Here is a 12,171-nt window from a genome sequence, read left to right as displayed (position 1 = left end):
CTTTGGGTATATCGCTGCGATGTACCCTTTTTTGTTTGTTTTTTTATTTCATATTCAGGTGGTTATTGTTCGTTAATTTGATCCTATCTTTAGTTTTTTTTAATACAGTATAATTGTATCGCGTCGTTCTTTATAATGTAGGTTAGCACCCGTTTTAATCAAAATGTCCAAAACCTCCCGCGCTGTTTTCTCCTGAAACACGCCCGTATAGGACTGGTTCAAAATATTCTTGTTTTCAATTCGGATAGTTTTATTGTACCACCGTTCTATTTTTCTGCTCATGATATCTATGGGGTCGTCCTGAAAAACCAATTTGTTTTTCGTCCAAAGTGCTTCTGACAGTTCCCTATTTTCATAATTAATTTGGCTGATTTTTGCTACCCCATCTGTAGATTCTTTAACGAGGTTGCTTTTCCTAATATGCATGCCGGTGGCCGGGCTATTCGCTACCTCTATTTTTTCTCCGGGATGCATAATGAATTCACGAACGTATCCTTTATCTTTAACTTTGAGATTTACCTTACCTTCAAAGAGTGTTGTTTCCATTTTTTGTTCTTCTGCATAGGCCTGAACATTAAACTGCGTACCAAGCACTTCTATTCTATTGCCATATGCGTTTACATGAAATGGTAATTTTTTATTTGTGGTTACCTTAAAATAAGCTTCTCCAGACAGTGTTACGTCTCGATTTGATAGGCCATACTTGTTGTCATACTCGAGTTGGCTACCGCTATTTAGCCAAATTTCAGTTCCATCTTCTAATTTAAAATGTTTCCTTTCACCTTTGGCCGATGTGAGCTTGATGATGCGCCCAGACAGGATGTGCTGGAAGAGATAGAAACCTCCAAAAGACATCATGAGAAGAAGGGAGGCGGCAATAAGCAAGCGCCGGTAGTTTTTTAATGATAAAAGGGTATTTCTTTTTTCTTTTCGTTTGCTAGATGGACTGTCGGTTGCCTTATACTTCTTTTTGGACGATTCAAACAGCGAGTCAAGCGAAATGGATCTATTTTTTAACGATTGATCTTCTTTCGTCAAATAGAGATAAAGATCTAATCTGCTCTCTTCTTCGACAATAAGATTATATAACTCCTCTTTCTCAGTAGCAGATATACTCTTATCTAAGTATTTTTGAATGAGGATTAAAAAGTAGTTATCGTCTAAATGCATGTATCGGTCTTTATTAATAAGACACTTAAAAAATCAAATCTCACCAAAACAAAATTTATTTTTTTTGTTTTAGATGTATGTAAATTTTTTTTAATGCGATTTGTACATGTCTGTCTACTGTATTGACAGCTATTCCCATTTTAACTGCGGCCTTTTTATAAGATAGTTGTTCATTTTTTACAAGTAAAAAGGCCTCCTTGGTTTTATTGGGGAGGAGATCTATAGCTTGTTCGATTTCTTTAATTTTTTCTTTAGAAATGAGCATGGATTCTGGTGAAATATCATCAATAAAATTATCATCCGGAAAATCATGTAATGAATATTCAGCTGATTTTCTTCGCATTTGATTTAAACAGGAATTTCTTATCGATCGAAGTATATAGGCTGATAGCCTTTCAATTTCTATCAACTTTTCACCTAAATTCCATATTTTCCACAATATTTGACAAGAGATATCCTGGGCTAGGTCTTCATCTCTGATAAAAGATTGTGCATAAACGCTAAGCTTTTCGAAGTTTTGAACGAAAAATGTTTTAAACGTTCGCTCATCACGATTTATAGCGATTCTGTATTTTTCTTCCGCACTCAATTCGTAGATATCCAGCATGCTATACAACGATAGATTTAAAATGGTGGCATTATATGACTAAGGTAATAAATATTATGTGCTACATAAAATAAAATTTTTATAGAAATAAAAGAGTTTACAGCTATGTACCTTCAAAAATTCTTTCCTTGATATGTCGTGAAATCGTTATCGTATCGTTAATATATTTTTCAATAAGCATACTCGCCATTGGCGCAGCCCAAGTACTACCATAACCGGCATTTTCAACAAAGACAGATATGGCTATTTTGGGCTTTTCTCGGGGCGCAAAAGCAACAAAAACAGCATGGTTATTACCGTGGGGATTTTCTACAGTACCTGTTTTGCCGCATATTTCAATATCATTAATTCTTGATGAGGATGCCGTGCCTCCTTTATTAACAGTTTGACTCATCCCTTCAATTACTGGTTCGAAATATACTGAATCAACCCCCGAAAATATTTTTCTTTTGTAGGGATTTAAATTTAATGATTGATTTGCATTCGTTTTAACAAGATGTGGAATATAATAATAGCCTCTATTGGCAACAATAGACATAATATTAGCCATTTGCAGCGGGGTGATTCCCATCTCTCCTTGTCCGATTGAAAGCGACATAATATAACTTGAGGTCCATTTATCATTTCCAAACCGCCGCGTATAAAAATCTGAATTGGGTATGAAACCAGTATTCTCATTTGGTAAATCAATACCTAAACGGTGTCCCAAGCCAAATTTACTTATCGCTTTACGCCATTTCTCATAGGATTCTGGTCCATTTAAGTGTGAGGATTTCATCATTTGGTCAAATACAAATCCATAGTAACTATTACACGACATTTTTATTGATTTTGCTAGATTAGTCGGTCCATCTATATGCATGCAGCGCATCATGGAATTTTCGTAACGGTATCCTCCTTGACAATTGTATATCGTTTCACCAGTTATCACACCTGCTTGTTGTCCAATTAAAGCTGAAACAATTTTAAACATGGATCCAGGAGGATAAGATGCTTGGATTGGTCTATTGAACATCGGTTTGTCCCTGTTGTTAATTAAATTTTTGTAGTTCTTTTGTAATTCTCTGCCTGAAACTTTATTAGGATCATACGTTGGGCTGCTAACAAAAGTTAGAATTTCTCCTGTCGAAGGCTCTATTGCGACAATTGAGCCCAACTTATTTTGCATCATCTTTTCCGCTAATATTTGTAATCTTTTATCTATACTGCATACAAGATCATTTCCTGAAATTGCTAATGTGTCATATTTTCCTTCCATATAACTTCCTTGCGGTCGGTTAAATACATCTACCAGTTGGTTTTCAATTCCTCTTTTTCCACGAAAATATTCCTCGTAAGACCTTTCCAACCCAGTAATACCAATATAATCTCCTGGGCGATAATAACCATTTGATTTTTCTATATCTCTTTCATTAACTTCTTGCACATAGCCTAACAGCTGCGCTGCGACGGTATCAGGATAATAGCGTATTGTTCTCACATTTGTATTAAACCCTCTAAATTTGTAAATGTATTCGGAGATTTGTGCATTTTGTGATACTGTAAGGCCTCCAATTACGATCGATTCACGGTACGGCGATTTTGCTTTTGCCAATTCTAACCTGGAAATAAAGTCTGATTTACTTATGTCGAATACTTTGCAAAACGAGGAAGTATCTAGATTTACAATATCTTTGGGAGTTACTGTCAAATCAAAAATTGGCTTATTACGTACTAAAACTTGCCCATTCCGGTCGTAAATTATTCCTCTAGCAGGATAAATAGTCCTTTTTCGAATGGTATTATTGGCAGCTGATAAAGAATACCGATTGTCAATTATCTGCATATAGAATAATTTGCCAATAATCAATAGGGTTAGGATTATAAAAATTCCCTGAATCACGTATTTTCTGTTAAAATATGATCTATTCATTTGAAACTAAAATAAGTTGAGATGAGAGCATTATTGAATGAATAGTAATGCGTTTTCCTGAAGAATTAGATTTACAAAGTTAAGCGAAAGCTTTAAAGGACTTTTTAACGCAATTTTATTCGTTAACTGTTTTTTCCTTTGCGGTATGGAGTATTTTTTAAAAATATATTTTTGAATATAAGAGGAAAAATGAAAAAACATTCTTTTGTTACTTTGTTGAATATTTTTTAAAATTAGTAACATTATATAATTACCGATCATTATAAATGTAATTGCGTCTTATTTAACATGAAAGTTACATTATTCTTTCATAACAGGATATTTACAAGTTAAATATGATAAACATAATGCAGTAAATAAACCTAGCGCCGAGCTAATATTTGAATGATGAGCGAGCAACTCTCCGTTACCCGCTCGATAACCTTTTTCCTTTAAAATTAATCCATTATTTGATAAGTTCTTCCAGTGCCTGGTCTAAGCTAGCTCCGCGCATTCCGTGCTTTATTATGGTACCATTAGAATCGATAAGCAAAGCGTATGGAATTCCTTGAATGTCGTAACTTTTGGCAATTTGGCTATTAAAGCCTTCTCGAGCATTGTACTGATTCCAAACCATATTCTCTTCAGTCATTGCCTTTTTCCAATCCGTTTCTTTTTCATCCAGCGAAATACTCACAATATCAAAACCTCTGTCTTTCCATGTTGCATAGGTATGTCTTAAATGTGGGATTTCGCCTCGGCATGGGCCGCACCATGAAGCCCAGAATTCAAGTAAAATAAATTTCTTGTTTTTTGGAAATACAGCGGTCAACTCTACCTTGTTTCCTTCTATATCGAGAATGGGGCCGTCTAAGATGTTGGATCCAATGGCTGTTGCTTTGGCTTTTGCGACTGCAGTTTGCAAATCAATAAATGCTTTTTTCCCATGCCAGAATGGCTTAAAGATATCAAGAAGTTCATCCATTTGTACTTTAGATAAACTTTCTTCCCCATACCCCATCACCATATAAGAAGCTTCATCAAGGGCGACTCGGGATATTGCATTATTCCTGATAAAATTCCATTTTTTTTCAAATATATTTTTTTTGTATGGTTCCATTTCCTTAAGAATGGCAATACCCCTGTTCGTATTAAATTTTCCTTCGATCGCCGGAAGGTGATACTCCTTCATATAATCCTTATCCAGCTTATTTAACTTTTGTTGCTCATCATTGATGCTACGGTTTAATTGATTGGCTAAGCTTTGTGTTTGCGAACCCTCTATTATAGGTTTAACGTTTGGCGCTTTTGGATTGTAATAATAGGAGGGAAGACTATCGATATGCCCGGACAGTTGAAGTTTTCCCTCGTCTAGATAGAATGCACTTGCTTTCCAGAACTTTTGTTCCGATTTTTCAGAAGGCGCTATAACGAATCTTACTAATTCTGGATGATTGAGAGTTCCGCTTAGCTGAAAGCTATTATTCTTAATGACCGAACTTGCAATTTTCTTTTGTCCATTGTCTGACCATAGGCTAACAGTTTGTCCATTAGCTTTTTCGCCTTTGATTTTTCCAGCCAAAGAATAGGACTGTTGTGCGTGCGTGATCAGTATCAATGCATTGCATGAAAGAATTAAAAGTATTTTTTTCATTTTGATTTTATTTTTTCCTGATATTAGTTGATCGATATAATTTTTTATGATGTCTATAATGACCTTTATTAGTGGGCTACGAAAAAAAGTTTTTAAAGTGGATTCTGTTGCAATTTATTATTGCCAGCCAACGCAGTCTGTGGAAAAGGCAAAATCAATTGTTTTTCCGATTTAATTGTTGTTTTAATCGCATTTAAACTCAAATTTTTTTCTTTATAGTAACGTACAAAGTCAAACCAATCTTCTCCATTTTCTGTTAATAATTCCAATGTCTTGTGTTGAAAGATTGCCGTCAGAAGTAGATTATTACTGATTTTACGGACATAATCTGCAGGATATCCAATACGCGAGGCCATTGTCTGAAAACTTTTCTGGGCACTATCATAATGGCCATTTCGGGCTGCTGCTTCAGCATGAATGAAATAGATTTCACCAAGACGTAGTATCATTTGTGAATTATGTTTTCCGATCCCATTCGATGAATAAGGATATTTTCCATTGCCCTGAGCACCTGCTAATGTTGGATTGAACATCAAGTAAAAACGTTGGTCATAACCTTCTCCAGTGTTGATATTTCCATCATTTTCACCTTTGATCAGTACATCTGCCATGCGTTTAGTATATTCACTATAGGTTGTACGACTAATTTGATCAGACGCAATTTCTGTAGCACCCTCCGTGTAGGTAGCAAAAAGTGCTTCGGACGAATCGTAACTCTCTGTAAAAATACTTCCGAACGACTCTTCCAAGTGGTAGCCGTTGTCCTCTGCAAAATCAATAGCCTCTTTAGCTAGTTTTTCGGCTTCTTGGTAGTTACGCATATGTAATAGAACTTTCGCTTTAAGAGCTTTGGCGGTTGATTTTGTCACATAGTAATGTAGCTCATTATTTTGCGGTGCGTTAGCTATAGCTTCGTTAAGATCGGACAGTATAAAATCATAACTTTCCTGTACGCTTTTACGGGGCGATGATTCTGTTCCTGTAAATGGCGCATTTCTCAGTACAATTCCATATGGTGATGATAGATCAAAAAAATACCCGAAATGCCGTAGAATTTGGAAATGGGCTAAAGCGCGCTGGATCTTACATTCAGCGATGATTTCTCGGACACGTTGTTCGGGTGCGCCCTTTGCATCGCCTCTTTCCATTAATTTAATCAAGTTATTCGCCGAATTTATCGTCAAGTAGGAACCCTGATAAATGTTGGCAAGTGCAATATTACTGGACTGTAAACTATTAGTCACAAATTCTTGACCTCCCGTCAAGCCACCACCTTTACTAGCAGTTGTGCCGGAAAGAATGGACATGTAAGGGCGAAAAGAGGAGACATTGAACGTCCGCCAGCTTTTGTATACACCGCGCAAAACAGACTCTGCTGATTCCAGGTTATACACTACATTGCTTTCTTCCATTTTATAATACGGCTTGATATCATCGATATCACCTACCATGGAGCAGGAGTTAATTCCTAATGTTCCTGCTAATAATATTCCTAAATATTTTATCTTCATGTTGATTTTATGTTAAAAAGTTGCTTTGATGCCCAAAGAAAAAGTTTTTGACATTGGGTAAGCATCGTTGCTGGATGTGCTTGATGTGATATATGTTCCGACAAATTCAGGATCTAGCCCTGGCCATTTGGTCAAAGTCCATAGATTGGATGCTGAAACAAAAATTGATACCTGATTGACGCGCAATTTTTTCGTCAGTCTGGTGGGCAAGGCATAACTTGCATTAATATTTTTTAGGCGTAGAAAAGATGTTTCATATACTAAACGGTCAGACGTTCTCGAATTAGATGCCGGATCGTAATATGTTATTTTGGCAAAGTGTGCGTTCGGATTATTAGGCGACCACATATCATCAAAAATTTCCTGTTGCAGACTCTGACCTAACATACCAAAAAGACTAGTTTGAAAATCATCCATTAGCGCTGATGCTCCTTTGGAATATTGAAAAACAAAAGAAAAATTAAAGTTTTTATAGTGAATACGATTATAAAAACCACCGAAATATTTTGGTTGTGCAATCGCTATTACTTGGCGATCATCGGTATTGATTACACCGTCACTATTGATATCCTTATATTTGTAATCGCCGATACCGGTAGCCATATTTTGGTAATAGCCTGTCGGTGAAGCGCTGTTTAATGCATCTATTTCCTCCTGCGAATCAAAGATTTTTTCGACTAGATATCCTTTTTTAGTTCCTGCAGGATAGCCTTCAAGATAACTGTCTAATGAATATGCATTGACGTTAGCGCCATTTAAATTTTCAATTTTATTTCTGTTGCGAGCGATGTTAAATGATAGATTCCAATTAAAATCATGTTTTTTGATAAGATCGTATCCCAATTCAATCTCAAAGCCCTTATTGCTCATATCAATTATATTTGCAGAGTAAGTGCTAGAACCGGCCTCTAGCGCAATTGGTGCTGGAGCTAATGCGCCCGTGGTGTATCTGTCATATATATCAAAACTACCTGTAAACCGATTATTAAAAAGTGCAAAGTCCAATCCACCATTATATTCACGAGTTTTTTCCCATTTCACATCACGGTTTGGAATATTCTGATCTAAGACAATAGCTGGTTTGCCGCCCCACAGATCGCTAGAACTGCGGACAAAGAATTGGCGGTATAAAAAGTTATCGATGTTGGTTGACCCAGTATTACCCCAACTTAGCCGTATTTTTAATTCATTGATCCAATCGATATTTTGCATAAATTTTTCGTTATTGATACGCCATCCCGTGGATATCGAAGGGAAGTATGCCCTTTTATTTCCAGGACCGAATTTAGAAGATTCGTCCGTTCGAAAATTCGCTTCCGCAAGATAACGGTCTTTGTATTTATAACTTAATCTGCTGTAAATTGAATTTAAACCTTGATCAGTCCTGCCGTATGTAAAAAGCGTATTTCTAGCTGCGGATCCAGGATCAGTCAGAATTTCATCATCCGGAAATTGTTCATAACTATTTGAATCTCCGGAATTTTTTGAGCGGTCAAATCCGATACCGGCCATTGCATATAATTGATGATCATTTTTTTTCCAATCATAATCAGCCCTGAAGTTCAAACTGGTGTTGTTGTTTTTAGATGTATTGGTATTTAGTGTCGCGTAAAGGTTACTGCCATAAGCCGTAAAGTCATCCTGTGTATAGGTTGGCGCAAATATACTAGCACCACCATTATAAGCAGCAATACTAATGTCACCCCGCAATTTAAAGCGCTTGAATACTTCGTACTCGGCATAAGCAGATCCTAAAAATTGATGCATATTATTTAAACCGCGATTGTTTAACTGCGCCAGAGGACTTGATAACATGACTGGAGCACCATACATAAGCGAACCGTCAATACGATTGAATGCGCCGTTAGTGTCGTATGGATCCACATCAGGCCTAATAAGCCAAGGCTTTGTATTACCTTCGGCGAACAATTGCTGACCATATTTTAGTTTGCTGTAAGTATAAGATAAGGAAACGCCGGCATTTAGGCGATCAGTAATGTTGCTGTCAAAAGACAATCGGCCACTGTAGCGTTTAAGACCATTGTTGATATATAGTCCCTCTTGATCGAAGGCATTAAAGTTAAATGCTAGATTTGTATTTTCTGATCCTCCATTTAAAGCGAGGTTAAACTGTGAAGTGCGGGCATTTTTATTACGGATAACTTTTGTCCAATCTGTATTACCAAAGCCAAAAGCACCATCGTTTAATCCATCAAAACGGTACTGTAAAGGTGTACCAAATCCGTCATCAGCTAAAGCCGAGACAAATGCCAATTGCTCTATAGCCGGTATTTGATTATAATAGGCCTCGTAAGGATCAATATTACCATTGTTGATCCCATTTAATGTATTTGAGATAATAGTTTTTTGTACCTCTTTAAATTTTTCCAAAGATAGAGGTTTATACATGCGCGTCGGATTGCTGATTGAATGTGTGTAATCAGCAGAAAGTTCAATAGGTCTATTTTTTTTCCCACGATTGGTCTTTACAATAATTACACCATTCGCTCCGCGCGAACCGTAAATTGCAGTTGCGGCGGCATCTTTCAAAATGTCAATACTTTCGATTTCCGAAATTGGTATATTTGAGAGAGGATTGATCGTTGGAAAATCCGAATAACCATTGATAAAAAAAGGTACTCCGTCTATCACATACAAAGGTTCATTGTTACTGCCCGATAATGGCGATGTTATGCCACGAATGTTAAGTTTGGCTGTTGATCCTGGAGCACCAGAGTTTTGTGTTACCATGACACCTTTAGCGGCTCCCCCTAAAATAGACTCGAATGTTGCCGCATTATTACTAAAATCAGCTAATTTTTCTTGATTAATGGAAGCAACCGAACTCGTTAGATCTTTTTGTCGTTTGGCTCCATATCCTATAACCACTACCTGATCCAATCGTGCATCAGCAATACGCATCGTCATATCTTGATTTAATTTTACTGTATTTAGATGAATCATGGACGCCGTTGTTAAATAACCGATATAGCTATAGGAAAGCTGATAGGTGCCGAAAGGAATGTCAGCAAATGTATAATTACCTTTTGCGTCAGAGACGGTAATGAGGTCAAGTCCATTTCCTACAATTTTGATGGTTACCCCTGACATGGAAGCATTATTTTCTATGCTTTTTATAGTACCAAATACGGTACCCAATTTTTGAACCTTATTCTTGATGATAATAGTTTTGTCCTCAATTTGAAAGGTTATGGGTTGCGTTAAGGAAATATGTTCCAGTACATCCTGTAGATTTTTATCTTTCACAGATAAGGTTACCGGAGATGTTTGTTTTAACATATCTTCGGCGTACAAAAAGCGATATGGAATTTGATCCTCAAGCTTTTTAATAACCGTTTTTAGATTGCTTTCATGTATTTGCAGAGAAATCTTCTGCGCGTAGGCCGCGACAGATGAGTCTGTAAAGAAAGCAGTAAGGAGTAACAATGTAAGATAAAATCTTACATGATTAAAATACTTAATGTTCATAAAAATTAGTGTTATGTTAGTTCGATTTTACATAGATTTTGTGGCTGTCAACCGTAAATTTTACCTTACCGGTTATTTCAAGTAAATGTAGCGCTTGATTCATATTTTGGTATTTTGCTATTCCTCCAGTAAAGCATGTTTTAGTTATATCCTTCGTCTCAAAAATAACTTCTACATTGTACCACCTAGACAATTGTTTCATGATTTTGTCCAGTGGTTCATTCTCGAATAGGAACATATCTTCTTTCCAGGACGAGACAGATATAGCGTTTGCCTTGGAAACAGAAAGATTTTTACCGTTATATACCGCCTGATTGCCAGGGGTAAGAATTACTTTTCCTTGAGGTGTCGAAACCTGTACTTTACCTTCTAGTAGCGTAGTGGTTATATTTTTTTCGTGTTGGTAGGCCTGTATGTTAAACTTCGTACCTATTACAGTGACCTCTTGTTCTTTAGATGATACGACAAATGGTTTATATTTATTTTTAGTAACTTCAAAATACCCTTCTCCAACCATACTTATCCGTCGTTCATTACCTAAAAATTGTGCAGGAAATTCAAGTTCTGATTCAGAATTCATAACAATCAAAGAGTTATCAGCAAGTCTGATTTTAAATTGGCCACCACGAGGCACAATCAATCTGTTTAATTCGCCTGTACTTTTAAAATCGGATTTTACTTCATATGAAATTATTCCATTATCAAGTTTTTTAACGTCGATGCCGTTAGCATTTACTGTTTCGCCAATTTTTAGGGTATTCAGATTGATAGAATCTTTGGAACCTAAAAATAATGTGGCTCGATATCCTACTTTTACAGGATGATTTTTAATAGATTGATAGGAAATATCTTTTTTATAGTTTTGCAGTATAAAAAAAGTTGGAATAAAAAGGCCAAGTATGCCTATCAATATAGCGGCATAGCGATAAAAGCCCCACTTTTTTCTAGGTCGAATATTAAGTGAACGCCATGTCTGATGCTTTATGGATTCAAATTCATCCACTTGAATGGATTTTTTATATGTCAAACCATCATACCAAGATTCGATGAGAATGATTTCATCTTCCGTGCATTTTTGATCGATATATCGTTGTAAGAGGTCCGCAATTTCTTTTTCCGTCATCGTAGTCTATTTAGGCTTTATAAACAGGACAAAGCTAATGAACGATGGGAGTAGATGAATATTAAAAAAAAGTAAAAAGTATGTAATTAATTTTTTTCTTGAGTATTTTAAGTGCATTGGCAACCTGTTTTTTGACCGTTAATTCAGAGATGGACATCAGGTGTGCAATTTCCTTATGTGTCAATTCATGGTGCCTACTGAGTAAATAGATTTGTTTCATTTTAAGCGGAAGGGCGTCTATTTCATTTTGGATTATTTTTTCAAGTTCGTTTTTATGTATTGTACGTTCAGTCGTTGCCTCAAAATGAGCTTTAAAATAGTAAAAGAGCTCTTGGCGCTCATTTTGTTTTTTTGTCTTAACATAATGGTTTATTATACTATTTCTAAGAGACACAAAAAGAAAATTGATAACTTTCCCTTCGATAATTATTTGTGCTCGCTTATTCCATAAGTTCATAAAAAGATCTTGTGTGAGGTCTTGCGCATCTTCTTTTGAAACCAATTTGCGTAAAGCATGCGACAATAGCACAAAGAACATACGATCATATAATACTTTATAAGCGTAAGTATCATTAAGCTTAATAAGCTTTATGAGCTGCTCGTCACTACATCCATTATATTTTTCTAATTCCAATTTCATACCTTAATTAAATAGGTTTTTACTTCAGACCATTTTTAATTGTATAAAGGCTCTATGCAAATTCATTTGGTTATCTTGATAATTAA

Annotated in this window: 8 protein-coding genes; all 8 read right to left on the bottom strand. The window is 35.9% G+C overall.

The annotated features are described in order from the left end of the window. Positions 1–99: 99 nt before the first annotated feature. Complete coding sequence (locus tag B4Z90_RS07630; RefSeq protein ID WP_286801759.1) at positions 100–1,170, bottom strand: FecR family protein; 1,071 nt, start codon at positions 1,168–1,170, stop codon at positions 100–102. 55 nt (positions 1,171–1,225) lie between these two features. Further along, on the bottom strand, positions 1,226–1,777 hold the full coding sequence (locus B4Z90_RS07625; protein WP_286801757.1) for a sigma-70 family RNA polymerase sigma factor: 552 nt from the start codon (positions 1,775–1,777) through the stop codon (positions 1,226–1,228). Positions 1,778–1,880: 103 nt separating this feature from the next. Next, positions 1,881–3,689, bottom strand: a complete 1,809-nt coding sequence (mrdA, locus tag B4Z90_RS07620) for a penicillin-binding protein 2 (protein WP_286801755.1) — start codon at positions 3,687–3,689, stop codon at positions 1,881–1,883. 445 nt (positions 3,690–4,134) lie between these two features. Next, a complete protein-coding gene (locus B4Z90_RS07615) occupies positions 4,135–5,322 on the bottom strand; it encodes a thioredoxin-like domain-containing protein (protein ID WP_286801754.1) in 1,188 nt (395 codons plus the stop codon). A gap of 92 nt (positions 5,323–5,414) precedes the next feature. Then, the gene (locus B4Z90_RS07610; protein WP_286801753.1) at positions 5,415–6,833 is read right to left on the bottom strand and encodes a RagB/SusD family nutrient uptake outer membrane protein; all 1,419 of its coding nucleotides are present in this window, start codon (positions 6,831–6,833) and stop codon (positions 5,415–5,417) included. Positions 6,834–6,845: 12 nt separating this feature from the next. Beyond that, positions 6,846–10,322 carry a SusC/RagA family TonB-linked outer membrane protein gene (locus B4Z90_RS07605; protein WP_286801752.1) on the bottom strand — a complete coding sequence of 1,159 codons (3,477 nt, stop codon included), beginning with the start codon at positions 10,320–10,322 and terminating at the stop codon, positions 6,846–6,848. Between the two features lie 16 nt (positions 10,323–10,338). Next, positions 10,339–11,445, bottom strand: coding sequence for a FecR family protein (locus B4Z90_RS07600; protein ID WP_286801750.1), 1,107 nt, complete (start codon positions 11,443–11,445; stop codon positions 10,339–10,341). 61 nt (positions 11,446–11,506) lie between these two features. Continuing rightward, positions 11,507–12,085, bottom strand: coding sequence for an RNA polymerase sigma factor (locus B4Z90_RS07595; RefSeq protein WP_286801748.1), 579 nt, complete (start codon positions 12,083–12,085; stop codon positions 11,507–11,509). Positions 12,086–12,171 lie beyond the last annotated feature (86 nt).

It is taken from the genome of Sphingobacterium sp. UBA5639 (genome assembly GCF_002421245.1).
GTDB lineage: Bacteria > Bacteroidota > Bacteroidia > Sphingobacteriales > Sphingobacteriaceae > Sphingobacterium > Sphingobacterium multivorum.
The sequence above is the reverse complement of the archived record's forward strand: the minus strand, read 5'-3'. Positions and strand labels throughout refer to the sequence as shown.